The organism is Salegentibacter holothuriorum (assembly GCF_900168045.1).
GTDB lineage: Bacteria > Bacteroidota > Bacteroidia > Flavobacteriales > Flavobacteriaceae > Salegentibacter > Salegentibacter holothuriorum.
In genome coordinates, this window is the sequence record NZ_FUYY01000004.1 from 78,703 (window position 1) to 103,546 (window position 24,844).

24 protein-coding genes and 2 tRNA genes are annotated in these 24,844 nt (G+C 37.3%); 14 read left to right on the top strand and 12 right to left on the bottom strand.

Translation table 11 applies throughout. The features are described 5' to 3' along the window. Positions 1-1,167, top strand: coding sequence for a sigma-54-dependent transcriptional regulator (locus B5X51_RS10840; RefSeq protein ID WP_079721205.1), 1,167 nt, complete (start codon positions 1-3; stop codon positions 1,165-1,167). Between the two features lie 8 nt (positions 1,168-1,175). On the opposite strand, the gene B5X51_RS10845 is transcribed toward B5X51_RS10840, so the two are convergent. Then, positions 1,176-1,769 (bottom strand): hypothetical protein, encoded by a 594-nt coding sequence (locus tag B5X51_RS10845; RefSeq protein ID WP_079721206.1) that lies wholly within the window; start codon positions 1,767-1,769, stop codon positions 1,176-1,178. A 320-nt stretch (positions 1,770-2,089) separates the two neighbouring features. Between B5X51_RS10845 and B5X51_RS10850 the strand changes: the two genes are divergently transcribed. The 4 genes from B5X51_RS10850 to B5X51_RS10865 all read left to right on the top strand — a co-directional run bounded on the left by B5X51_RS10850 (position 2,090) and on the right by B5X51_RS10865 (position 5,764). Further along, a complete protein-coding gene (locus tag B5X51_RS10850) occupies positions 2,090-3,508 on the top strand; it encodes a M20/M25/M40 family metallo-hydrolase (RefSeq protein WP_079721207.1) in 1,419 nt (472 codons plus the stop codon). An 83-nt stretch (positions 3,509-3,591) separates the two neighbouring features. Then, entirely contained in the window at positions 3,592-4,962 is a 1,371-nt protein-coding gene (locus B5X51_RS10855; RefSeq protein ID WP_079721208.1) for an MATE family efflux transporter, read from the top strand. 2 nt (positions 4,963-4,964) lie between these two features. Further along, complete coding sequence (locus tag B5X51_RS10860) at positions 4,965-5,195, top strand: hypothetical protein (protein ID WP_079721209.1); 231 nt, start codon at positions 4,965-4,967, stop codon at positions 5,193-5,195. Continuing rightward, on the top strand, positions 5,195-5,764 hold the full coding sequence (locus B5X51_RS10865) for a phosphatase PAP2 family protein (RefSeq protein WP_079721210.1): 570 nt from the start codon (positions 5,195-5,197) through the stop codon (positions 5,762-5,764). Before B5X51_RS10860 ends, B5X51_RS10865 begins: the two co-directional genes overlap by 1 nt. On the opposite strand, the gene meaB is transcribed toward B5X51_RS10865, so the two are convergent. Further along, positions 5,761-6,849: a methylmalonyl Co-A mutase-associated GTPase MeaB gene (meaB, locus tag B5X51_RS10870; protein WP_079721211.1), complete on the bottom strand. Its 1,089-nt coding sequence runs from the start codon at positions 6,847-6,849 to the stop codon at positions 5,761-5,763. The genes B5X51_RS10865 and meaB overlap by 4 nt on opposite strands. 95 nt (positions 6,850-6,944) lie before the next feature. Here meaB and B5X51_RS10875 point away from each other — a divergent pair, with 95 nt between their 5' ends. Then, complete coding sequence (locus B5X51_RS10875) at positions 6,945-7,376, top strand: organic hydroperoxide resistance protein (RefSeq protein ID WP_079721212.1); 432 nt, start codon at positions 6,945-6,947, stop codon at positions 7,374-7,376. 153 nt (positions 7,377-7,529) lie between these two features. Here the strand turns inward: B5X51_RS10875 and B5X51_RS10880 are convergent, their stop codons facing one another. Continuing rightward, positions 7,530-8,093 (bottom strand): DUF2911 domain-containing protein, encoded by a 564-nt coding sequence (locus tag B5X51_RS10880; protein ID WP_079721399.1) that lies wholly within the window; start codon positions 8,091-8,093, stop codon positions 7,530-7,532. Positions 8,094-8,334: 241 nt separating this feature from the next. On the opposite strand from B5X51_RS10880, the gene B5X51_RS10885 reads away from it, so the two are divergent. Genes B5X51_RS10885 through B5X51_RS10900 form a run of 4 tightly spaced genes read left to right on the top strand, consistent with a single transcriptional unit; the run spans position 8,335 to position 11,628 of the window. Beyond that, positions 8,335-8,880 carry an RNA polymerase sigma factor gene (locus B5X51_RS10885; protein WP_079721213.1) on the top strand — a complete coding sequence of 182 codons (546 nt, stop codon included), beginning with the start codon at positions 8,335-8,337 and terminating at the stop codon, positions 8,878-8,880. Further along, complete coding sequence (locus B5X51_RS10890; RefSeq protein ID WP_079721214.1) at positions 8,864-9,481, top strand: hypothetical protein; 618 nt, start codon at positions 8,864-8,866, stop codon at positions 9,479-9,481. The genes B5X51_RS10885 and B5X51_RS10890 overlap by 17 nt, the downstream gene beginning before the upstream one ends. Then, a complete protein-coding gene (locus B5X51_RS10895) occupies positions 9,462-10,871 on the top strand; it encodes a hypothetical protein (protein WP_079721215.1) in 1,410 nt (469 codons plus the stop codon). Before B5X51_RS10890 ends, B5X51_RS10895 begins: the two co-directional genes overlap by 20 nt. Before the next feature lie 55 nt (positions 10,872-10,926). Beyond that, the gene (locus tag B5X51_RS10900; RefSeq protein WP_079721216.1) at positions 10,927-11,628 is read left to right on the top strand and encodes a peptidoglycan DD-metalloendopeptidase family protein; all 702 of its coding nucleotides are present in this window, start codon (positions 10,927-10,929) and stop codon (positions 11,626-11,628) included. On the opposite strand, the gene B5X51_RS10905 is transcribed toward B5X51_RS10900, so the two are convergent. The 7 genes from B5X51_RS10905 to B5X51_RS10935 all read right to left on the bottom strand — a co-directional run bounded on the left by B5X51_RS10905 (position 11,629) and on the right by B5X51_RS10935 (position 20,930). Continuing rightward, positions 11,629-12,105 (bottom strand): DUF4199 domain-containing protein, encoded by a 477-nt coding sequence (locus tag B5X51_RS10905; RefSeq protein WP_079721217.1) that lies wholly within the window; start codon positions 12,103-12,105, stop codon positions 11,629-11,631. Between the two features lie 127 nt (positions 12,106-12,232). Further along, positions 12,233-15,592 (bottom strand): preprotein translocase subunit SecA, encoded by a 3,360-nt coding sequence (gene secA, locus B5X51_RS10910; protein ID WP_079721218.1) that lies wholly within the window; start codon positions 15,590-15,592, stop codon positions 12,233-12,235. 88 nt (positions 15,593-15,680) lie between these two features. Beyond that, positions 15,681-15,902, bottom strand: coding sequence for a DUF2795 domain-containing protein (locus B5X51_RS10915; protein WP_013070580.1), 222 nt, complete (start codon positions 15,900-15,902; stop codon positions 15,681-15,683). Positions 15,903-16,135: 233 nt separating this feature from the next. Beyond that, complete coding sequence (locus B5X51_RS10920) at positions 16,136-16,708, bottom strand: cob(I)yrinic acid a,c-diamide adenosyltransferase (protein WP_079721219.1); 573 nt, start codon at positions 16,706-16,708, stop codon at positions 16,136-16,138. A 448-nt stretch (positions 16,709-17,156) separates the two neighbouring features. Further along, a complete protein-coding gene (locus B5X51_RS10925; RefSeq protein ID WP_079721220.1) occupies positions 17,157-17,936 on the bottom strand; it encodes a hypothetical protein in 780 nt (259 codons plus the stop codon). Between the two features lie 270 nt (positions 17,937-18,206). Next, positions 18,207-19,712, bottom strand: coding sequence for an OmpP1/FadL family transporter (locus B5X51_RS10930; protein ID WP_079721221.1), 1,506 nt, complete (start codon positions 19,710-19,712; stop codon positions 18,207-18,209). A gap of 144 nt (positions 19,713-19,856) precedes the next feature. Then, positions 19,857-20,930 (bottom strand): hypothetical protein, encoded by a 1,074-nt coding sequence (locus B5X51_RS10935; RefSeq protein WP_079721222.1) that lies wholly within the window; start codon positions 20,928-20,930, stop codon positions 19,857-19,859. 111 nt (positions 20,931-21,041) lie between these two features. Between B5X51_RS10935 and proS the strand changes: the two genes are divergently transcribed. The 4 genes from proS to rpsT all read left to right on the top strand — a co-directional run bounded on the left by proS (position 21,042) and on the right by rpsT (position 23,086). After that, positions 21,042-22,520, top strand: coding sequence for a proline--tRNA ligase (gene proS / locus B5X51_RS10940; protein WP_079721223.1), 1,479 nt, complete (start codon positions 21,042-21,044; stop codon positions 22,518-22,520). Between the two features lie 77 nt (positions 22,521-22,597). After that, a tRNA-Glu gene (locus B5X51_RS10945) sits at positions 22,598-22,669 on the top strand. Between the two features lie 66 nt (positions 22,670-22,735). Beyond that, positions 22,736-22,807: transfer RNA gene (locus tag B5X51_RS10950), tRNA-Glu, on the top strand. Positions 22,808-22,837: 30 nt separating this feature from the next. Then, positions 22,838-23,086, top strand: a complete 249-nt coding sequence (gene rpsT, locus B5X51_RS10955) for a 30S ribosomal protein S20 (protein WP_079721224.1) — start codon at positions 22,838-22,840, stop codon at positions 23,084-23,086. A gap of 80 nt (positions 23,087-23,166) precedes the next feature. On the opposite strand, the gene B5X51_RS10960 is transcribed toward rpsT, so the two are convergent. Both B5X51_RS10960 and pepE read right to left on the bottom strand, forming a co-directional pair. After that, positions 23,167-24,081: a glutaminase gene (locus B5X51_RS10960; protein ID WP_079721225.1), complete on the bottom strand. Its 915-nt coding sequence runs from the start codon at positions 24,079-24,081 to the stop codon at positions 23,167-23,169. A gap of 2 nt (positions 24,082-24,083) precedes the next feature. After that, the gene (gene pepE / locus B5X51_RS10965; RefSeq protein ID WP_079721226.1) at positions 24,084-24,791 is read right to left on the bottom strand and encodes a dipeptidase PepE; all 708 of its coding nucleotides are present in this window, start codon (positions 24,789-24,791) and stop codon (positions 24,084-24,086) included. Positions 24,792-24,844: the final 53 nt, after the last annotated feature.

Here is a 24,844-nt window from a genome sequence, read left to right on the forward strand (position 1 = left end):
ATGGCACGTATTTTATTAATTGAGGACGAAGCAGCAATAAGAAGGGTTTTAATAAAAATCCTTACAGAAGAGAGTGAACAATACGAAGTTGAAGAAGCTGCAGATGGCCTGGAAGGAATTGAAAAAATAAAAGATCAGGATTTTGATCTGGTACTTTGTGATATCAAAATGCCCAAAATGGATGGGGTAGAAGTACTGGAGGCAATAATGAAAATTAAGCCAGAAATTCCTGTAGTGATGATCTCTGGGCACGGCGATCTTGATACTGCGGTGAATACAATGAAAATGGGCGCTTTTGATTATATAGCAAAACCACCAGACCTTAATCGCTTATTAAATACGGTAAGAAATGCACTAGACCGTAAAGAGTTGGTAGTAGAAAATACCCGGCTAAAGAAAAAAGTAGGGAAGAATTTTCAAATGATCGGAGAGTCTGAAGAAATTCAGCGTATTAAGGATGTTATTGAGAAAGTTGCTCCCACAGATGCTCGTGTATTAATTACAGGACAAAACGGTACCGGGAAAGAGCTGGTAGCGCATTGGTTACATCAAAAAAGCGACAGGTCTAAAGGTCCTATGGTAGAGGTGAACTGTGCCGCTATCCCTTCAGAATTAATAGAAAGTGAACTCTTTGGGCACGTAAAAGGGGCTTTTACATCGGCGAATAAGGATCGTGCAGGTAAATTTGAAGTAGCTAACGGCGGAACTATATTTCTTGATGAAATTGGAGATATGAGCCTTTCTGCTCAGGCCAAGGTGTTGCGCGCACTTCAGGAAAATAAGATTTCACGCGTAGGTAGTGGTAAAGATATTAAGGTAGATGTTCGCGTTGTTGCGGCAACTAACAAAGACCTGAAAAGAGAAATTGATGAAAAGAAATTTAGGGAAGATCTTTATCACAGGCTGGCGGTTATTTTAATTGAAGTGCCTTCGTTAAACGAGCGCCGTGAAGATATCCCTTTACTTATAGATTATTTTAGCGAAAAAATTTCTACCGAACATGGTACAGCTAAAAAAGAGTTTACAGAAAATGCTTTAAACACCCTAAAAAATTACGATTGGCGAGGTAACATACGTGAGCTGCGAAATGTAGTTGAACGTTTAATTATCCTTGGTGGGGATAAAATAACCGAAGAAGATGTAAACCTCTTTGGAAGTAAGTTTTAAAAGTTTAGTTAGTTTTTTGCAGGCGGATTGTATCTTAAAAAGTACATAGTATCCCCACTTGGGTGCTGCCATTCATGAAACAATTCAAACCCAAAGCGTTGGTAAACCAGTGCGTTTTTGCGCATTCTTGTTTCAGCATAAAGTGGGACCTGATATTCTTTTGCCTGCCTGTAGAATTCATCTTTCATTTCCTTGCCTACCTGGGTGTCGGCTCCGCGAGACTCGGCTAAAATTCCCCAAAACCAGCAATAAAGGTATTCCCCGGTTTGCGGGCGTTGTTTTTTAATATAGTTCTGGTTTTTAACAATGCGATAAGCATTCTTTATTCCGGTAACATTTAAAACCAGTCCAATTTGTGAGCGGATATCTTTTAGAAAATTATCGTCTTTCTTGCTGGTTTTGAATAAAATAGCGATACCCATTCGGTTTTCAGAAATAATAAGTGCATCTTTCTCAATGGCTTTTTCCACCATGTGGGTAGCAAGATATTCAAAACGTTTATGCCGGTTCCCACCTTTTTTAACGATATCCATAGAAGATGGAATTTCCTTTAAAAGGCTGGTAACTTTAGTGATGATTTCCACTTTTTCTGCTTTATTCAAACTACTAGAATTTAGCGGCGAAGATATAAAATTTATCTTTTTTGAAGCTTATAAAACTCAGCTATAAATAGTATGTTAATGCTTAATTTTTGGGCATATTCTTTGTTTATATTTTTATGATTATAATATTTGAAGTTCTAGCAAAAAAATGAGCTGTACTAAAATAGCTTTCCACGGAATAGTTATTTTCGTAAATAATAATTTTAAGTAAACTACTTCGGAGCAAGCTCACGAAGCATTATTATTGAAAAATATAATTTGATTTCGAGGCAAGCCTCGGAGCATTCAATCTCGATTATCGAGTAAATCAAAATCCTAATATGAGAAGATATATTTTTACCACGCTCACCGTGCTATTTAGCCTAAGCTTATTTGCCCAGGCTCCAGAAGTGAAGGAAGATTCCCTTAAAATTCGTGAAATTTATAATGCAGCTTTGGTGAAAGGACAGGCTTATAAGTGGCTGGATCATCTTTCTAACAATATAGGCGGTAGGCTGTCTGGCTCACTAAATGCGCAAAGAGCGGTAGAATATACTAAGGCTCAATTAGAAGAGCTGGGGCTGGATAGAGTTTGGCTGCAACCGGTTATGGTGCCTAAATGGACGCGTGGTGCAAGAGAACACGCTTATATTCAAACCGGTCCGGGTATGACAACTGAAGTTAATATCACTGCTCTGGGAGGCTCTGTGGCTACAAACCCGGGGGGATTAAAAGCCCAGGTAATAGAAGTGCAGGGAATTGAAGACCTTGAAAACTATAAAGATGAGATTAATGGGAAAATAGTATTTTATAATCGCCCAATGAAGCCAGAACTTATTCAAACTTTTGAAGCCTACGGTGGTTGTGTAGATCAGCGTTATTCAGGGGCTGAAGCTGCGGCTAAATATGGTGCTGCCGGAGTGATTGTTCGTTCCTTAAGTCATAAGATAGACAAATTTCCACATACCGGTTCTATGAGTTATGGAGATTTGCCAGAGAACAAAAGGATTCCTGCTGCGGCAATAAGTACTAAAGACGCCGAATATCTCTCTGGAATTTTAAAGTTGAAAAAGGACCTTGAATTTTATTACAAACTGAGTTCAGAAAATCATGGGGAGGTGCAATCTTACAATGTAATTGGAGAAATAATAGGAAGCGAATTCCCCGAAGAGATTATGGTTGTTGGCGGTCATCTTGATTCCTGGGACCTTGGAGATGGTTCTCATGACGATGGTGCCGGCGTGGTACAATCTATGGAAGTATTACGCCTATTTAAAGAAACCGGTTACAAACCTAAAAGAACAATAAGAGTGGTGCTTTTTATGAACGAAGAAAACGGTTTGCGAGGCGGAAATAAATATGCCGATGTAGCACATAGCAAAAATGAAAACCACATTTTTGCCCTTGAGAGTGATGCAGGTGGATTTACGCCACGCGGATTTTCGTTTGATGCCGATGATGCCCAATTTGCCCAAATTAAAAGTTGGAAACCGCTTTTTAAACCCTATTTGATACATTATTTTGAAAGAGGGGGAAGCGGTGCCGATATAGGCCCTTTGAAAAAAGGAGATGTTGTACTTGCAGGATTAAGACCAGATTCCCAAAGATATTTTGACCATCACCACGCTGCTACAGATACCTTTGAGCATGTTAACAAGCGGGAATTAGAGCTGGGAGCAGCTACTATGACCTCACTTATCTATTTAGTAGACAAGTATGGAATGAGGCATATAAACCTTCAAAATGATAAAAAACTTTAGGTTGATAATTTAATTTATTCTTTATACCATTTTAAATTCCGGGGCGGTAAAATCCTACTATCTTTGCCGCCAAAATTTATGTTTTGCAATTAAGTGCCTACACCAAAGAATTCAGCAAGAATTTACACATTGCTTTCCCTATAATGCTCGGCCAGTTAGGCCATGTGCTGGTAGGGTTGGTAGATAATTTGATGATAGGGCAGTTGGGCCCTGCTCCCCTTGCGGCAGTTTCATTAGGAAACTCTATGGTGTTTATAGCTCTTTCTTTGGGAATTGGTTTTTCTTTTGCAATTACGCCCTTAATTGCCGAAGCAGATGGTGCCCGGGATATTCAAAAAGGCCGTAGCTACTTTCATCACGGTGTTATTTTATGTACTATTAATGGCGTTCTATTATTTATTACGCTATTAATTGCTAAGCCTGTACTTTATTATTTAGATCAGCCGCCAGAAGTAGTAGCGCTTGCTATTCCCTACCTGAACATTGTTGCTTTTTCAATGATTCCGTTAATGATATTTCAGGCATTTAAACAGTTTGCAGATGGCCTTTCACAAACCAAATATGCCATGTATGCAACTATAATTGCCAATTTGGTTAACGTATTATTTAATTATCTTCTTATCTACGGTATCTGGATTTTTCCAAGGTTGGAGCTGGAAGGTGCAGCTATTGGTACTTTAATTTCTCGTTTCTTTATGCTTTGGTTTGTATGGGAGATTTTAAGACGAAAGAAGAAATTTGCCGAATATTTTAAGTGGGGAAAAAAGGAATCTTTAGATTCTGAAATATTTAAAAAGATATTAAATCTCGGTTTCCCAACTGCACTTCAAATGCTTTTTGAAGTGGGAATATTTACCGCTACGGTGTTTCTTGCTGGTTTACTAGGCACAAACCCACAAGCTGCAAACCAAATTGCCTTAAATCTTTCTTCCATGACTTTTATGATAGCCGTTGGCCTTGGAGTAACCGCTACTATAAGAGTTGGAAATCAAAAAGGATTGGCTAATTTTAGGGATTTGAGAAGAATAGCAATGTCTATTTTTCTATTGGTATTTTTAATTGAAGCGGTTTTCGCCCTTGGTTTTATTTTGCTGAAAGATTGGCTTCCTATGTTTTACCTTGATAATGTTGAGGTTATTTTACTTGCAGCCCAATTATTAGTAATAGCTGCGTTATTTCAACTAAGTGACGGCTTGCAAGTGGTTATTTTAGGAGCCTTAAGAGGGCTTCAGGATGTTAAGATTCCAACTGTTATTTGTTTTATTTCTTACTGGATTATTGGCTTTCCCATCTCCTGGTATTATGGAAAAGCAGAAAACCTTGGAAGTATGGGGATTTGGTTAGGACTGCTGGCCGGGCTCTCTGCTTCGGCATTAATGTTGTACATTCGATTTCACTATTTATCAAAAAAACTTATTTTGCAAGAATCAAAGCTTGCGCAATCAAAAATATAATTATGGATTTTCCTAAATTTTTACTCGGTGATAATACCGATTACCCTACTGCTATTTTCGTGATACATACAGAATTCCCCCGTTTTATTATCAATCTTGAAAACGATGAGGTAGAATGGTTAGAGGAGTTTGACCAGCATGATGAGAAGGAATTGGAAAACGAAACAGAAAACCTTATCAATGAAGCTTCAGAATTTTATGACAGGGAAATAGCCAGATACGAAGAAAATTAATGGATAGATTAATTGAATTAGATCACCAATTATTTATTTGGCTCAATAACCTGGGTAATGAATCCTGGGATTGGCTTTGGTTACTTATTACCGATAAATGGACAGCCATTCCACTTTACGCCCTGCTTTTATTTCTTATTTTTAAGAAATTTGGTTGGAAACCCAGCCTTATAACCGTTGTTTTTATCAGCCTGTTAATTACAGCTACAGATCAATTGGGGAATGTATTTAAGGATGGTTTTGAACGTCTAAGACCATGCCGGCAGGAAGGGATAATGGAATATACTCGTTTTGTAGCCGTTCGCTGTGGCTCTTACGGATTCTTTTCTGCTCACGCTGCAAATTCTATGGGAGTAGCGATATTTCTTGGCTTATTGTTTAGAAAGGTTATTCCAAAAATGATACTTTGGCTCGTAGGTTGGGCGGTACTGGTAGCTTATAGTAGGGTTTATCTTGGTGTACATTATCCCGGAGATATTATTGTAGGAATGTTAATTGGTGCTTTTATAGGTTTTATATTTTATAAACTTCACCAGTGGACGCAGCTACAAATATTTAAAAACTCTTAAGCCAGGTTTTCAAACTTTTTAATCAATAGGTCTGCAGCGGCAAAGGCTGTGACTTTATTGTTTTCAATTGCCTTTAGTTGAATTTTAAGTTCGTTTTTCATCACAGGATTTTGATAAAAACGGTTCTTAAGATGCTCGTTTATAGTTTGTAAAAGCCAGAATTTATTCTGCTCTTTTCTGTTTTTTAGGAAAAAACCATTTTCTTTTCCAAGCTTTTCAAATTCTTTAATGAGTTTCCAAACACTGTCTATACCGATTTGTTCTAATGCACTGCTAAGTGCTACTTTTGGTTTCCAGCCACTTTCTTTTGAAGGGTATAGTTGAAGGGCACGATTAAATTCCAGTTTCGCTTCGCGGGCCGCTTTTATATTATCTCCATCAGCTTTGTTGATTACAATCGCATCTGCCATTTCTATAATTCCTCGTTTTATGCCTTGCAATTCGTCTCCGGCTCCGGCTAGTTTCAGCAATAAAAAGAAATCGGTCATACTGTGAACCGTAGTTTCGCTTTGGCCCACACCAACTGTTTCAATTAAGATAACATCAAAGCCTGCAGCTTCACATAAAATAATACTTTCGCGGGTTTTTTTGGCTACACCACCCAGCGAACTTCCTGAAGCCGATGGCCTTATAAAAGCATTTTCTTCTGTTACCAGATTTTCCATTCTGGTTTTATCTCCTAAGATGCTTCCGTGGGAAACACTACTGCTGGGATCTACCGCTAATACAGCTACCTTTTTACCTTTCTCAATTAAATAAGAGCCAAAGCTTTCTATAAAAGTACTTTTTCCCACGCCGGGCACACCGGTAATTCCAATCCGGATAGATTTCTGCGAATAGGGCAGGGCACCTTCTAAAAGCTGCTGTGCTTTTTCTCTGTGAGAAAATTGATTGCTTTCTATCAAAGTAATAGCACGTCCTAAAGCAGTTTTATTGCCATCTAATAATTGCTGAAGAAGATTTTCTTCGGAAAACTTACTTTTTCGGGAAGCCCTTATTTTTTGAGCCGAATTAGGGTTTACATTAATTGTTCCCGGCTTGCTACCCGATTCATTAAGTGCTGATTGGTGTTTCTGCTTGCTCAAACTTAGGTTATTTATGACAAATTTATGAATTCGATCTTTGTGAGCCTTGTTTTTGCTTGGTATATTCAAGCCTAATTAATATAACTTAAATAACGATGAAAAATTTGTATAAAACAACAGTAACAACAAAAGGAGCTAGAAAAGGTCATGCTAAGAGTGATGACGGAATACTGGATGTACAACTCAGTATGCCTAAATCTATGGGAGGTGAAGGTGGAGATTATACCAACCCGGAACAACTATTTGCAGCTGGATATTCAGCCTGTTTTGGAAGCGCATTACAAGTGGTAGCTAAAAAACACAAAATTGAATTGGGTGAAGATCTTAGCGTAAGCGCAGTTGTTGAATTAGGCCAGACTGAAGAGGAGAACCTGCAGCTTGCGGTTGTTTTAGATTGCTTTTTACCAGGAGTAGATGTGGAAACCGGGGAAAAGTTAGTAAATGAAGCTCACGTAATTTGCCCCTACTCTAGAGCGACCAGAGATAATATTGATGTAACGCTCAATCTTTTGGTAGACGAAGATTAAGGATTTTTTTCTTTAAAAATTTAAAGGCTGTTTGAAGTTTTATTTCTTCGTCAACCTGAACTGTTTCACGTTCTAATACGTTAAAATCAAATATTAGATTCTGAAATAAATTCAGAATGACGAGATCATAATTAAAACTTCAAACAGCCTTTTTTATGCTTTTTCGGGTTTTATAGGTACGCTTACTAAAGTTTGATCCCAGGCGAGATTAAGGAAAATAAATTCATTTTCTTCTTTAAAACTAATGGTAAATTTCTCCAGAGTCTTTTTTAGATGCTGGGAATTAACTTCTAAAATTAATGCATCAAACTCTGGGTTGCGATAGGCTTTTTCTTCTAAATTTATTCCCCAGGGATACATTTTATCATTAAAAATCACTTTCCAGGAATTTTCCATTGGGATAGTCCATAAGGTATATTTCCCGGCTTTTAAAAGAGAGCCGTCTACCATAATATCTTTGTTGGTTTCAAAAGTAGTAGCTTCATTAGCACCTGTACGCCAAACTTCGTTATAAGGCACCAGGTTACCAAAAATCACCCTTTCCTTTTTATATGGGCGGTTGTAGAAAATTTCCATTCTTAAATCCTTCTCAGTATAAGATACCGTGCCTTCGGGACTATGAGCTTTAGTGCTGTAGCGCAAAATAAGTAAAGTTACGGTGGCCAGCAGGACAATAATGCCGCCAATCTTCAAGAAAGTCTTTACCGGTTTTTTCATTATGATACAATTTACAATATCTAATTCAAAAAGCGTGCAAACTTCATTTTGAGCATTAAACAAGAAAAAACGTATTTTCAGCTAAAATTGGATAGAAGCTTGCAACACTAGGAAAATAGCTTCGTCTTTATAATGAAACCAAGCTGGTAAAAGCCGAATTTCTTGATCACCAATCAAAATCTTTTACTGCTTATTTCCAGAATTTTAAATCCTACTAAGTAGGTGTAACCAACCATTACAAATGATACAGCATAAATTAATAGAAGCCTGTAAAAATAATGATCGCAGAGCGCAGTTAAAGCTCTACAATCAATATTGCCAGGGGATGCATTATGTGGCCTTACGTTTTTTGAAAGATCCGTTTGAAGCGGAAGACGCGATGCAGGAAGCATTTATAAAAGCCTTTGCTAAACTGCAACAATTTACTGGAGAAGTCACTTTTGGCGCCTGGCTTAAGCGGATTGTAATTAACAAATGCATTGACAAACTGAAGGCTAAAAAAATGGAACTGGTGGCCATAAACGAACAGGTGTTGAGCAGTGCCGAAGAAGACGATAATTGGCAGGTAGATGATGGTATTGGAATGGAAGAAATTAAGCAAAGTATGGAAAAACTACCGGAGAAGTATAAGTATCCGTTGATGTTGTTCTTAATGGAAGGTTATGATCACGAAGAAATCTCAGAGATTTTGAATGTTAGTCCGGTAGCCTCGCGGACGTTAGTACACAGAGGTAAGAAAAAATTGCAGCAAGAATTAAAGACTATAAAAAATGGCACAGGATATTAGGGAAATGTTTAAAAATGAAAAGGAGCCCAAGCCCAATACATTACCCAAAGGGCACCAAAAACGATTTGAAGATCGTCTTGAAAAGGAGTTTCCGAAGAAAAAAGAACATAATTCTTTCTTCTTTCTAAAGATTGCAGCGGTACTTGTTGTGGCGCTGGGAGTAGGATTCTTTTTTCTGAACTCAGGCGGAGATAAATTTAATGGGCCTTCAGTGGTCGATACTCCAAGTGAAAAATCTTCGGTAGAAAAAGAAGATAAATTAGAACCTGCTGAAAATAACTTTCAACTAAGTGAGGTTTCTCCGGAATTCAAGAAAATTGAAGATTATTATATGGCAAGTCTGAATATTGAACTTTCCAAGATCAATATTACCCCAGAGAATAAAGCGCTTATAGATTCTTTTATGAAGCAAATGGCAGAGCTAGATAAAGAATATCAACGCTTAAATACAGAGATAAAAGAAACGGGGCCAAACGAGGAAACTTTAGAGGCAATGATCGCAAACCTTCAATTAAGATTGGATTTGCTGTATAAGCTGAAGAATAAATTAAAAGAAATCAAACAATTACAAGACAAAGAATATGAAAACTACGAGGTATAATTTAATGTTTGCACTAGCACTTTGCCTTCCGGTAATGCTTGGTGCCCAAACAAAAAAGCTTAATAAAACTTATAAAACTTCAGATGATGTAGAAGTGAAAATAGATGCAAGTCACACCAATATCGTGGTAGATTACTGGGATAAAAATGAAGTTCAAATAGAAGCCACTTTAGAAACCGGAGAGCTTGCAAAAGAAAAAACGGAAGATCTTATGGCAGCCTGGAAATTGAATACTTCAGGAAATACTTCTACAGTTAATATTTCTTCCGGTGGAGGAATGCAGTGGAATGGAGAGATAGATCTAAGCGGATTAGAAAAACCGCTGGCCAGCCTTCCGCAGATGCTGGAACCGCTAATGAATAACCTTGTAACACCTTTATTACAAAGTATGGGAGAAAGCATGGGCGAAGGTATGGGGGCACCGCTTCCACCAGAATTCAGTGAGAAAATGGGCAAGATAAAATTTGACTATGAAGCCTACCAAAAAGACGGCGATGAATATCTTGCGAAGTTTGAAGAAGAGGTAGAAGCGAATTTTGGAGACGATTTTGAAAAATCTATGGAAAAATGGGCTAGCCAATTTGAGAAAAATGCAGAAAAATGGGAGAAGAATTTTGAAATGAAAATGGAAATAAATGAAGAAGAGCTGGAAAAGTCTATGGAGAAATGGGCAGAAAGCTTTGGGAAAGATATGGAAGCCTGGGGTGAATCTTTTGGCGCACAAATGGAAGCTAGTTTTGGTGAAGGTGAAAAAGGAAAAAGTAAAGTGATAGGTTTAAGTAATTCCAAGGCTAAAAAGACCATTAAGCTGAAAATGCCAAAAGGCGGTAAACTTAAACTTGATGTTCGTCATGGAGAGGTTAAGCTTTCTGGAACTACCAATAATTTGAGGGCTGATCTTTCTCACAGTAAACTTAATGCCGATAGGATCATTGGGAAGAATACCAATGTGGAAGCCGCCTATACACCTGTAAATATTAACTACTGGTCTTACGGAATTATGGATGCTAAATATGTAAAGAACTTTAAAATTAATAGAGTTAAAAGCATTAAACTCACTTCAAATTCAAGTAATGTGATTATCAACGAGCTGGAAGATACCGGGATCTTATCGGGGAATTTTGGTGAATTGAATATTGCGAACCTTAGTCCTAATTTTAAAAACCTGGATATAAATTTAGAGAATAGCGATCTGGAATTAGGTTTACCTTCTTCGGCATTTAATTTTATATACAGCGGCACGCAGAGTGATATTAAGCATCCCAATGCTTTAAAGTTAACAAGTAGTGAATCTTATGATAATAAGAAGCTAAGCGGCTATCATAAATCAAAGGATGCAGGTGGGAATATTAGTATTAAAGCTAATTTTAGTGAAGTCTTGTTAAATTAGATTTCATACTGTATTTTGCGATCTTATAAACAATAAAGCGTTTATAAGATTGCTTATGGGAACCACCAATTTTTCTGAATTACTTTCACGACTAACTTCTGGGTTTACCCGGGTTTTAGACGTGAATTTAAAAGAAGAAGATTATATAGTAATAGATTTATCTGAAGATAATGTAGAGCTCGGGAAAGTAGATGTATCTTCTTCCCGGGCTTTTTCTAATTATATAGCTGAATACTTAAATGCTTTCGGAAAAAAAGTGGCTTTTGGAGGTTATTCTGAAGTTCGAAAATTATATAAGAGAAGTGAACTTTTTACAGCTTCAGAAGATGAAGATTCTAACAGAAATATTCACTTAGGCCTGGATTTTTGGGCTGATGCCTATACCGATGTTTTAGCGGTTCTGGATGGTAGAATTCACAGTTTTAATGATAATACCAATTTTGGCGATTACGGCCCCACAATTATTCTGGAACATAAGTTTGAAGAGATGCAATTCTATTCCCTTTATGGTCATTTAAGTCGCGCTTCCTTAGAAAATTTAACACCTGGAACTCCTGTTAAAAAAGGAGAGAAAATAGGTCAACTGGGAACCGCCGAAGAAAACGGAGATTACGCGCCACATTTACATTTCCAGATCATAGAGGAGCTGGATGAAAAAATTGGAGATTTTCCGGGAGTAACTTCAAGAAGGGATCTCGATTTTTATTTACAAAATTGTCCAGATCCTAATTACTTGCTAAAACTTAGAAATTCTTGATTACTTTCTCTTTAAAATAAGTGCGGCTATGGCTGCGGTTACCACACCCATCATTAAAGCTCCGGCGATAGATTGAACTATGTAAGAGTTGAGGTTAAAATAAGCTACAGCATCTTCGCGGCTCATAGCATTTCTTTCCACACTGCTTTCTATGGCATTTTCAAAGAATTCAGGGGAAATAAGATAGTGTGTAATTAGCTGGCCAATAGGGGAGAGGAGTGCAATAACTATGCTTAAAATAACTCCTGAAACAAAACCCTGTTTCCAACTCATTTTTCCGCGGAAAAAATTTTTTCGCTTATCGTGGATGGCAAATAAGTAAACAGCGATAGCGATTAAGCCAAAAAAGTTTGTAAAAATAGGATGCTTTGCAATTAGCACATCGTGCCAGCCCATTATTTTTTCAAAATACATCCAAAGCAAAGAGATCACGAAGAAGATAACGCCCCACTTTATTTCGATCTGATAGTTTTTCATTTCTTTGATTGATTAGTTGAAAAGCTAATTTACTCAAAAAAATAAGCGAAAAAAGAAAGGGCTGTCTAAAAGCTTCCAGATTCTGGAGTTTATAGACAGCCCTTTTTAAAAGGAATTGAAAATTAGATTATTGGTTTACCACAACCCAATCTCCTTTTTCAATAAGCGGAATCGCTTGTTTATACTTTAAAGTCTTATTTTCACCACTCATTACATTTTTAATAGTCACTTTATCATTACGGCCAATTTTAGGTTGGTCTCTAGTAATGGTTTCAGTCACCTGCGGTCTACGTTGCTGTTGGGTATTCCCTGCAGCACGACTTTGAGCGGCTCTCTCATCTATATTAGGAATTTCTTCCTTCTGTGTTTCTACCTTTTCTTTTTTACGTTGTCTTGCTTCGTGAATATTCGAAACATTTCCTTCAGGAATTTCACCTTTGAAAAGGAAGGAAATAACATCGCGGTTTACCTGATCCAGCATAGCTTTAAACAATTCAAAAGCTTCAAATTTATAGATCAGTAAAGGATCTTTTTGCTCGTGAACGGCTAACTGAACGCTTTGTTTTAACTCATCCATCTTACGTAGGTGGGTTTTCCACGAATCATCTATTATGGCAAGACTTATATTTTTTTCGAAATCTTTAACCAGTTGAACACCTTTAGTTTCGTAGGCTTTTTCAAGATTGGTAACTACCTGAAGTGTTTTTTGACCATCTGAAAATGGAACAGAAATCCTCTCAAAATTGTTGCTTTCATCTTCGTAAACCTGCTTAATTACCGGGAATGCTCTGGAAGCACTCTGCTTCATCTTTTCCTGGTAATGCTTATAGGCTTCTTTATAAACAATTCCGGCGATTTTTTGTACGCCCATTTTCTCAAATTCTTCTTCTGAAACCGGGGCACTCATAGAGAAATACCTAATTAGTTCAAATTCAAAATTCTTATAATCCTGGGCAACTTTATTATTTTCTGTAATCGCTTCAGAAGTGTCAAAAATCATATTGGCGATATCAACTTTAAGCCTGTCACCAAATAGCGCGTGATATCTACGTTTGTATATTACCTCACGCTGTGCATTCATCACATCATCATATTCCAGCAAACGCTTTCTTATTCCGAAGTTATTTTCCTCTACTTTTTTCTGTGCACGTTCAATAGATTTAGAGATCATAGAATGCTGAATTACTTCACCTTCTTCCAGACCCATTTTATCCATTAATTTGGCAATCCTTTCAGAGCCGAATAAACGCATTAGGTTGTCTTCCAGAGAAACATAGAACTGAGAACTTCCCGGATCTCCCTGACGGCCTGCACGACCTCTTAACTGGCGGTCTACACGACGTGAATCATGACGTTCTGTACCAACAATAGCTAAACCACCGGCTTCTTTTACTTCTTTACTAAGTTTAATATCGGTACCACGACCTGCCATGTTCGTGGCGATTGTTACTATACCAGATTTACCGGCTTCAGCAACAATATCGGCCTCTCTTTTGTGCAATTTCGCGTTAAGCACGTTATGCGGAACATTTCTTAATTTCAGCATCCTGGAAAGTAATTCTGAAATTTCTACCGAAGTGGTACCAATAAGCACCGGTCTTCCGGCATTAGAAAGTTCGGTAACGTGATCTATAACTGCGTTATATTTTTCTCGTTTGGTTTTATAAACCAAATCGTCTTTATCATTTCTTGCAATTGGGCGGTTGGTAGGAATTTCTACTACATCTAGTTTATAAATTTCCCATAACTCACCTGCTTCAGTAACCGCAGTACCTGTCATCCCAGATAACTTGCCGTACATTCTAAAGTAATTCTGCAGGGTTACGGTAGCAAAAGTTTGGGTAGCATCTTCAATCTTTACATTTTCCTTAGCCTCAATTGCCTGGTGTAAACCATCACTATAGCGACGCCCGTCCATAATACGACCGGTTTGCTCATCAACAATTTTCACCTTGTTGTCCATAACCACATACTCGTCATCTTTTTCGAATAATGTGTAGGCTTTAAGCAATTGACGCAGGGTATGAATACGTTCACTTTTTACGCTGTAGTCTCTAAATAGCTCTTCTTTTTTCTGAGCCTCTTCCTCTTTAGGAAGTTCTTCTTTTTCAATTTTAGCGATCTCCATTCCCATCTCTGGCAATACAAAGAAATCTGCATCTCCATCGGCAGAAAGGAAATCTATACCTTTATCGGTAAGATCTATTTGATTGTTTTTCTCTTCAATTGTGAAATAAAGGTCCGCGTCTACTTTAGGCATTTCGCGGTTATTATCCTGCATATAGTGATTTTCGGTCTTTTGCAATAGTTGCTTTATACCTTCTTCACTAAGGAATTTAATTAATGCTTTATTTTTAGGAAGTCCGCGATAAACTCTTAACAGTAGAAAAGCACCGTCTTTGGTGTTTCCTTCATTGATTAGCTTTTTAGCTTCAGCAAAAACCTTGGTAAGATGTTTACGTTGTAACTCTACAATATTGGAAATTGCCGGTTTTAACTCATTAAATTCGTGTACATCTCCTTTTGGAATAGGTCCTGAAATAATAAGTGGCGTACGGGCATCATCAACTAACACCGAGTCTACCTCATCTACAATAGCGAAATTATGTGGCCGTTGCACCAAATCGTCTGGCGCGTGGGACATATTATCACGTAAATAATCGAAACCGAATTCGTTATTGGTTCCGTAGGTAATATCGGCATTATAAGCCTTTCTTCTTGATGCCGAATTTGGCCTGTGGTAATCTATACAATCTACACTTAACCCGTGAAATTGAAAAATTGGCGCCATCCAGGCGCTATCCCTTTTTGCCAGGTAATCGTTTACTGTAACAAGGTGAACCCCGTTGCCGGTTAAAGCGTTAAGGTACATTGGTAAAGTAGCCACAAGGGTTTTACCTTCACCTGTTTGCATCTCTGCAATTTTACCCTGGTGCATCGCTACACCACCAATTAACTGAACATCATAGTGAATCATATCCCAGGTTACCGGTTTGCCGGCAGCATCCCAGGAGTTATTCCAAATAGCGTGATCACCTTCAAGATTTACATAATCTTTTTCGGCAGAAAGTTCACGATCATATTCTGATGCTATAACTTTAAGTTTTTCGTTATGGAAGAAACGTTTTGCGGTTTCTTTTACGGTAGCGAAAGCTTCGGGAAGAATATCGTTTAAAACTCCTTCAGATACTTCGTAAGATTTAGCCTTTAAGGCATCAATCTCTGCGTAGATATCTTCTTTCCTGGTAATATCTTCACTGGCATCAGCCTCAGCTTCCAGGTCTTCAATTTGTTTATTGATATCTTTTAAAGCTTCAGCAATCTTTGCTTTAAAACTTGTAGTTTTTGCTCTTAGTTCGTCTATAGACAAAGCTTCAAACTCTCCTTCAAGCGCCTTTATCTTATCGACTATGGGTTGTATTTCTTTGACGTCTTTTTTTGACTTATCGCCAACGAATACTTTTAATACAGAATTTAAAAAACTCATAATAGTTTTTATTTAATACGGGGTTCAAATGTACGCAAAAAAAAAGCCTCACTTTGGAGACTTTTTTCTATTTTTTGCGTGTTGTTATTTAATATTCATCCTCATTCCAAAGATAATCATCGTCAGTAGGATAATCGGGCCAAATTTCCTCAATAGAATCATACGAGTCTCCTTCATCTTCAATTGCTTGCAGGTTCTCTACTACTTCTAGCGGAGCACCGGTTCTAATCGCATAGTCAATTAACTCGTCTTTAGTTGCTGGCCAGGGTGCGTCACTTAAATAGGATGCTAATTCTAAAGTCCAATACATGGGTTGATCAGGTTTATTATTTTTGCAAAAATAAATTTTTTGTGGTAATAGCCAAGAAAAAAATCTATTATTTAATCAATACTATTAAGAACTTACGCAAAAATTATAAAATTTACTCGATAATCGAGATTTAAATGCTTTGGGATAAGCTACCAAATTCGAAATTTTTATAGTTTTATTGGTATTGCCCTAGATAGTCTATTTTATAACTCTTACTAGTGCCTTAGGTGGTATTACGATTTTTCTGGAATCCATTTTACCTCTTCGGCCTGTAATCTTTTAGACAACATCCGTGCCAGTACAAATAGGTAGTCAGAAAGTCTATTGAGATACTGTAACACGGCTGCGTCAAAAGCTTCAATTTCATATAAAGCGGTTGCTAGGCGCTCTGCGCGGCGGCAAACGCAACGCGCTATGTGACAGAATGACACGCTTTGGTGCCCTCCAGGAAGAACAAAATGAGTCATTTCAGGAAGTTCTTCATTCATGTTATCCATTTCCTTTTCCAGAAGTTCGATGTCTTCCGCAGAAATTTTCGGAATGTTTAATCGGTCTTTACCATTCTTCAATTTTTGCTTTTCAGGATCTGTAGCTAATGTAGAGCCAATGGTGAAGAGTCTATCCTGAATTCTACTTAGTATTTTCTTGGTGTGTTCTCCGGTATCCTGGTCGCGAATAAGCCCAATGTGAGAGTTTAGTTCGTCTACCGTCCCGTAGCTTTCTATGCGAATATGATGTTTGGGAACTCTTGTGCCCCCAAATAATGCGGTGGTTCCTTTATCACCGGTTTTTGTATAAATCTTCATATATTTTTTTGCTATTGCTTAATTCACCAATGGTGAGTTGATCTTCCAAAGGTACAAAACGAAGATTTAAGCCAATGTGGAAATCAGATTTTGGTTTCTGATTTTTCCTCATTCCTGCGAGCCATGTAACGCTTCCTGAAATTTTGGTTTTTGCGTGCTTTCCGGTTCTTTTTAGCCCTGCGAGAATTCCAGATAAAATAAATAAGAAAAACCGCTATGAGCGCGAAGTAAATCCAGGTTTCCTGGTCAAACTCAAACATGATAAATTATTAATTTTTTACAAGATAAGAATTTCTAATTTTTTTGGGAATTAAAATCTATTTTTCAGATCAAAAATTAAGAAATAGCTTTGGGAAGCTATATCAATTAAGTGTTGAATTGTTAAGGTAAATAATAAAGCCTGTCCTGTGAATTCACAGGACAGGCTTTATTATTTATTTCATTTTTTTTAATCCTGTGTAGAGGTGGTAACCTGTGGGCCTATGCCACTTAGACTTTGGTTATATATCCATACTTCTTGTGAAGCTCCATTAGTGATATCCATCCATTCTTCTACAAAAGTATCAAAAGAACCTGAGCCATAAACTTCATTAAATTTCTCTTTTAGTTTTTGATCTTTTCCTAACCAGGCAAAATCATCAAAGAAATATACAACCGATAGATCCTGACCAGATTGGGTTGAAGAAAATTCATTGGTGTAGATTCCAAAAGGTGTTTCAGAGGATTTTTCCTTTAACACTTTTGTTACTTTTTCTAGTTTGGAAATCATAGTTTCATATTTGCCTCTTGTAATATCCCAAATAGTAACCCTGAGTTTGCTCATTTCAAAATTTGTGGGGAAATTAGAGAAGTTATTATGAAACCTCCAATAGGTTACTTCGTCCTCGTTGTCTAAATAAGGAACCACGTTGGTATTCCAGTCTTCATCATGAGCTTCCTGGTTTGGGTAAGATTCATCTAAGGCACTCCAGGGCATAGGTCCCATAACTGCCATATAATCGTAGGCGTTTTGACCATTCATGATCGTGAAAATTCGTACCCCCATAGCACCTTCAGCGTGAAATTGCTCGTTGTGATTCTTCATTCCTTCGGAAAACTCTTTTGCCTTATCATTTTTGGCTGAAAAAATAGTAGTTCCTACAATGAGATATTCTTCATTGTTATTTTCTTGATTTTGGGAGAATACTAAAAAAGGAATTAGCATTATCCAGTAAAAAATTGATTTCATAAGCTGTTTTAATTAAGTGTTAGTAATGCAGCTATGATAGAGGGAGCTAAGATAAATAGGTTCTCTAAGTTACTGAAAAATAGTTTAATATGTATGTTTGTTCTGTGTTTTTTACCCTGTAGTCTAAATTTAAATGCTTGGTGTTATACTTAGATAGTGAAAATTTCTATTTAATGATTTGTGGTTTTGTATCGAAATAATACATTCTTAAAGCAATAAAAAACGCCCAAAAAGGGCGTTTCTGCATTTAAATAATGTTTTTTTTATTTGTTATAATCCGAAGCTTAAAGATAGTATTACATTAGAAAGATCTCTATCTATATTTGCCGTATTTGTTAGACCGTTTTCATAAAGCCTCGGGTTTTCTTCGTATTGTGCATTGGTGTATGCTAAGTCTATCTTCATGCTTCCAAAATCGTAGCCCACACCTCCTGAATAACCGGTTAAATCTCCTACGGTAGTTTCGTTTGCGTAAGGGCTCTGTTCTAAACGGTAACCGCCCCTTAGGCTCCAGTTGTTAATTCTATATTCACCACCCAATCTAAAAGTAGTGACTGCTTGAAGCTCTTCTGAAATAAGTTCGTTTTGAAGTTGTAATTCAGGATCGTCAGTAGGTCTAAATTCAGTTGCAGAGTAGTCTTTATAAGAATAATCAAAACTAATTAATCCTTTGGTACCAATTATTACGGCAAGACTTCCTGTTAATTTGCCTGGTGTTTTTAAAGTGTAATCGGGATAGATATTTAGGACATTTGGATCTACAATTACACGTTCATTTGCATTATTGTTGGTTTCCAGATATTGCGTAGCTTCTTCGGTAATATTAAACCAGGTGGGAGATTGGTAAGATGCTCCAACTCTAAACCTTTGGCTCACTTTTGCAATTGCTCCTAATTGGAAAGAAAAACCATCACCAACCGTACTTAAGTTGTTATTAAAACGTACATCATTTGTAGCGCTTCCAGCATTATTATTGGTTTCTCTAAACCTGGTGGATCTATCGTAATTTAAAAAATGTGTATTGAGATTTGCTCCCAGGTAGAGGAAGTCCTTGTATTGTGTTCCAAAGTTAAAAGAGAATTTTCCGTTTAATCCGGTAGCTACTTTACGGTATTCCTGGTTAAAATTTCCCGGACCTATAAAAGAGTTGTAAGAAGTGTTTTCTAGCGAATTATCGTCCTGATCAATAATATAAGCCTGGTATCCTAAAAAAGCTTGTTGGGCGCCATAACCGTGGTTTTCTCCAAGATAGGCGTATAGGTCTGAAATACTCTCATCTTCCCTGGTTTGAAGCAGGTCTAAAGGTATACCATTGGCATAATTTAAAAAGTAGCTGTCTATAGAAGTCTGACTGATTCCGGTAGCGACATAAGCATCATCAAAATTATTTGTTTGCTCATAGTTGATGCCTAGACTAAATTTTCTCCAGGGGCTATCACTTCGGGTGTCAAATATAAGTACACCACCAGCCTGGTTAAAATTGAAATCTGAGTTTTCATTAGACGTGCCTGTACCAAAATAATCTACCAATTTATCGGTAGATCGGTTCGCTAATGTGATGGTTCCAAAAGACTTTAAAAATACAGCAGAACTGGCTGGGTTTACGCTAATAGCTGAGAGATCTCCGCCCAGGGCACCAAAAGCACCACTCATAGCTCTATATCTTGCGGTTCCATTTAATTCTTCAGAGCTATACCTGTATGCATCGGTAATGTTTTGGGACTGGATGTTTCCTGCTATAAACAAGAGGCCCAGTGCTAAAAATATCTTTTTCATAAACTTTTTTTAATCCGTTATTAAAGAGGTTGTTTTCTCGAGCCTAACTCAATAATTTTAATAAATGATTTCAGAAAAAACCTTACAACTTAAAGCTGTAAGGTTAGTTTTATTTGTTTTTGTAGTTTTCAAAAAAGGAATTTATTATCCTCTACCGCCACCTCGTGAGGATGAAGAACGACCTCCGCCAGAGCTTCTTGTTCCTGAACTTCTAGAGCTACTTGAACTACTACGAACAGTACCGCTGCTCCTTGAAGAATTAGAAGATCTGTTGTAAGTAGAGTTAGACCTTGAACTTCTGCTAGATCTATTTATAGATGAATTTCTTCTAGTTGAAGAAGTATTAACTCTTGCTGGTTCGCTTCTCCTATTTGAGCGAGAGTATACATTGGAATTATTGGTATTGCTTCTAGTATAACTTCTCGTAGAATTTTGATTGCTTCTTATATTTCTAATACTTCTGGAGTAGGAAGTTTCATTATCCCTTAAGCTAGAGTTGTTTCTACTATTAGAACTATAATCTGAATAGCTGTCTCTTCGGCCGCTATTGTATGCTACATCTCTATAGTTATTTCGGTGGTGATAATAAGGGTTGTTTACATAGCCTGGACCCCAATAGCCATTATGGAATCCCCCATAACCAAATCCAAATCCAAAGGAATTACCCCAACCCCAACCAGGACCGTAAGCAAATCCTCCGCCCCAGTAACCGGGACCGTAAAATGGATCCCAAAAGAAAGGATCATTCCAGTAGCCTCCAAAACCATAACCGTATCCAAAACGATTCCATCGCCAGGGATTGTAAAATCCTCCGTGGAAGCCAGTGTTGTATATGTTAATGGTATATTGATCTGGATCTTCGCCCCAGGGAGCACGACCACTGTTATAATTCTGCTGGTCTTCATAATATATTTCATCTCCTCCTCCTTCTGCAGAAGAATAAGATTCTACATCGGTAAAGACTATATTATCGGCCATTTGCCCATAAAATTCAGATTTTTCTGAAAAAAGGTTCTTATAGTAAGTATCACCCTGATCCTGATTATTATTAGCATTTTGAGATGGCTCTTCAGAAGTTATTTGCCGCTGGTTAGAATCACCATAAATTCCGTCTTCATAACCAGAATATTGGTAAGAACCGCAAGATGCTAACAATAGCAAGATTACCGGAGCAACAAATAGAATTGCTTTTTTATGTAAGTCGTAATTGCGTATCATTAGCTTAGTATTTTATTGTTGAACATTACAAAAATAGTTAGTTTTGCGCTAACTAAACTTGCATTAAGATTGTGTTTTTATAAAATACAAGATTTATGCCAAATACATAGAATGAGTAAAAAGTTAAGCAAGAGAAGCGAAGATTATTCAAAATGGTACAATGAATTGGTGGTAAAAGCCGATTTAGCTGAAAATTCTGCAGTACGAGGTTGTATGGTGATTAAACCTTACGGATTTGCCATTTGGGAAAAAATGCAGGCCCAACTTGATAAAATGTTCAAGGAAACCGGTCATCAAAATGCATACTTTCCACTTTTTGTTCCCAAACATCTCTTTGAAGCGGAAGAAAAAAATGCTGAAGGTTTCGCTAAGGAATGTGCTGTTGTTACTCATTACCGTCTAAAAACAGACCCTGACGATAAATCTAAGTTAATTGTAGATCCGGAAGCTAAACTGGAAGAAGAATTGGTGGTACGCCCAACTTCTGAAGCTATTATCTGGAATACTTATAAAAACTGGATTCAGTCTTATAGAGATCTGCCTATAAAAATCAATCAATGGGCCAATGTGGTGCGTTGGGAAATGCGTACACGTTTGTTTCTAAGAACTTCAGAGTTTCTTTGGCAGGAAGGGCATACCGCTCACGCCACCAAACAGGAAGCACTGGAAGAAACAGAATTGATGAATAATATTTACGCAGAATTTGCTGAGAAATTTATGGCAATGCCGGTTATAAAAGGAGCTAAAACTGAAGCCGAACGCTTTGCCGGTGCTGTTGAAACTTATTGCATTGAAGCGATGATGCAAGATGGGAAAGCATTACAAGCTGGAACTTCCCATTTTTTAGGTCAAAACTTTGCAAAAGCTTTTGATGTGAAATTCACCTCTAAAGAAGGTAAGTTAGAAAATGTATGGGCAACATCCTGGGGAGTCTCTACTCGTTTAATGGGGGCACTTATTATGACTCATAGTGATGATAACGGATTAGTACTCCCTCCAAATTTGGCGCCTACCCAGGTAGTAATTGTTCCAATTTATAAAGGAGAAGAACAATTGCAGGAAATCTCAAAGGTGGCCAATAAACTTGCCGATGATCTTAAAGAGGCCGGTATTTCGGTGAAATATGATGATAGAGATACCCAAAAACCAGGCTGGAAGTTTGCGCAGTACGAATTACAGGGAGTGCCGGTTAGATTAGCTATTGGACCAAAAGACCTTGAAAAAGGAAGCGTAGAGCTGGCAAGAAGAGATACGCTCACTAAAGAGTTTGTAAATCAAACTGAAGTGGTAGAGAAGGTGAAGCATTTAATGGTGGAAATCCAGGAGACTTTATTTGAAAAAGCGAATAATTTTAGAAATGAACATATCACTGAAGTAGATTCTTTTGATGAATTTAAAAAAGTTTTAAAAAATAAAGGTGGTTTTATTTCTGCTCATTGGGATGGAACTACAGAGACAGAAAACAAAATAAAAGGCCTTACTAAAGCCACAATTCGCTGTATACCATTTGATTCCGAAAGGGAGTCGGGAAGCTGTGTGCTTACAGGTAAACCTTCAGAACAAAGAGTGCTTTTTGCAAAGGCTTATTAAATTTTAAATTTTTTTTGTTCAACTCTTGTGGCATTGAAAAATAGTTGTATTTTTGCATCCGCATTGAAACAAAAAATGGTCCGTTCGTCTAGGGGTTAGGACGCCAGGTTTTCATCCTGGTAACAGGGGTTCGATTCCCCTACGGACTACAAAAGAATACGAATTTAAGTTTTGTGTTTTTAAAGTCCTGAAAAGGCAATTTGAAATAAATTAATGGTCCGTTCGTCTAGGGGTTAGGACGCCAGGTTTTCATCCTGGTAACAGGGGTTCGATTCCCCTACGGACTACTTTAAAAAAATAATTAAAGCAATTTTGTAATGGCAAATCACAAGTCAGCATTGAAGAGGATTCGTAGCAATGAGACCAAACGTCTTAGAAACCGCTACCAGCATAAAACTACCAGAAACGCAATGAAGAAGTTGAAGGAGTCTGAGAAGAAAGAAGCTGAAGCTTTATTGCCTTCTGTTATCTCTATGGTAGATAAATTGGCAAAAAAGAATATTATACACGATAATAAAGCTGCGAATTTAAAATCGCAACTTACAAAGCACGTAGCTGCGCTTTAATAAGTATTACAGTGTTCAATTATAAAAGAAATGCTTTCTGTATTTACGGAAAGCATTTTTTTGTTTCTATATTTTTTCTTCTAAAATACCGAAAGTCCGGTTAAGGTGGTAAGGCGTTCCAATGCCTTCATTCCTAATTCAGAATTTCCTTTTTCATTTAAAATAGGGCTCCATACCGCTACAGAATATTGATCTGGGTGAATGGCTACTATACCGCCACCAACTCCACTTTTTCCAGGGAGTCCAACCTCAAAACTAAATTCTCCTGCTTCATCATAAAATCCACAGGTTTGCATTAAAGAATTAATTCTCTTTACTGTGGTAGGAGTTAAGATTTCTTCTTCTGTTCCCAGTATTTTTCCTTTATTGGCGAAAATCATAAAAGCCTTTGATAACTGCTTGCAGGACATTGCCAGGGAACATAGATGGAAATAAAAGTCTATAATAGGTTCCACTTCACATTTAATGTTTCCAAGTGCTTTCATATAATTTACCAGGGCTACATTTCTATAACCGGTAGATCTTTCTGAAGCGGCAATCTGAAGATCAAAATCAATACTATTATCTTCGGTGATTTTTCGAACAAAATCTAATAATTCTTGTTTGGGGTCCTCCAATTGGTCTACCAAAATATCTGAAATGACCAGGGCACCAGCATTAATAAAAGGATTTCTGGGTACACCGCTTTCATACTCCAGCTGGCTCAAAGAATTAAATGGATCTCCAGAAGGCTCTACATCTACCCGATCCCAAAGGTCTTCTCCCATAAGCCGCATGGCCATAGAAAGGCTAAAAACCTTAGATATACTTTGAATAGAAAAAAGCTCCTCGCTATCTCCAAAACTATAATGTTGACGATCGCCACGATATACATGCATCCCAAATTTTCTTGGGTCTACCTTTGCAAGTTCCGGAATGTAAGAGGCAACTTTTCCTGTAACATCCCTGTAGCTTAATTCATCATTGATAGTATTTAATATTTTTTGATAATCCATAATTAATTTAGTTCGCTTAGATCACTATTGGTTTCTAATTCGAAAGGTAATTTTTCTGTTTTAAAAATGCGGGCGCTTAACTTACCTTTTAACTCAATTTTATTATCTGAAACCAGCAACCAGCTACCTTCACGTAATCCAATAACTGGTTGTGTATTTATACTGTGAAATTCTTTAATTCTTGTTTCGCGGGTTTCTCCCTTGTGGGTAGAGTTTGAGTCTGGATCTAAATAGTGAGGATTAATATTAAAAGGGACAATTCCCAGGGTTTTAAAACTTGGTGGGTAAACTATAGGCATATCGTTGGTGGTTTGCATAGTAAGTCCAGCGATATTGGTTCCTGCACTGGTTCCCATATAAGCGGCACCATTTTGAATGCTCTCTTGTAAAGCTTGCATTAATTTGTGACGGTAAAGTTCTGAAACAAGTAAGAATGTGTTTCCGCCACCCGTAAAAATACCCTTGCTTTTAATTATAGCTTCTTGCATATTGTCAAATTCGTGAATTCCACGCAGCTTAATTCCGGCTCTTTTAAAAGCTTCAGCAGCCAGGTGTGTATATTTATCGTGTGATATTCCACCGGGGCGGGCAAAAGGGATAAAAATTACTTCTTCTACTTCACTGAAAAATATTTTTATTTCAGGATTAAGATATTCCAGGTATTCCTCTCCGTGTAAAGTAGAAGTACTGGCCAATAATGCTTTACTCATAGTCTAAGGTGTTTTTCTTTTGCTAGTATATGATTTATACGTTTAAATTTAGT